The following is a 551-nucleotide window of genomic DNA, read 5'->3' as shown; positions in this document are numbered from 1 at the left end:
GCAAGCCTAGATAAAGCACGCCGCCTATTGTGGCCAATCAAGAAAAAATACGGTAACAAATTATCGTGGGCCGACCTATTTATTTTAGCCGGTAACATGGCATACGAATCAATGGGCCTAAAAATTTATGGCTTTGCGGGCGGCCGTGAAGACATTTGGCATCCAGAAAAAGACATTTACTGGGGCGCAGAAAAAGAATGGCTAGCACCGAGTGATGAGCGTTACGACAACGTAGAAAAACCCGACACCATGGAAAACCCATTAGCTGCAGTACAAATGGGCTTAATTTACGTAAACCCAGAAGGCGTAAATGGGATACCCGATCCGCAAAAAACCGCGCAGCACGTACGTGAAACATTTGCTCGCATGGCAATGAACGACGAAGAAACCGCAGCGCTTACTGTAGGCGGCCACACGGTAGGTAAAACCCACGGTAACGGTAAAGCTGAGCACTTAGGCCCAGAGCCAGAAGCGGCCGACGTACACGAGCAAGGCCTAGGCTGGAACAGCACTAAAGAAGGCGGCTTTGGTCGCAATACTGTAACGTCGGG

1 protein-coding gene is annotated in these 551 nt (G+C 49.7%); it reads left to right on the top strand.

The genetic code is table 11. The features are described 5' to 3' along the window. Nucleotides 1-551: peroxidase family protein (locus L650_RS0100390; protein WP_029771719.1), on the top strand; the 551-nt coding region annotated here is incomplete at both ends.

Origin of the sequence: Pseudoalteromonas sp. TB51, assembly GCF_000498055.1 — a bacterium.
Lineage (GTDB): Bacteria > Pseudomonadota > Gammaproteobacteria > Enterobacterales > Alteromonadaceae > Pseudoalteromonas > Pseudoalteromonas atlantica.
The sequence above is the reverse complement of the archived record's forward strand: the minus strand, read 5'-3'. Positions and strand labels throughout refer to the sequence as shown.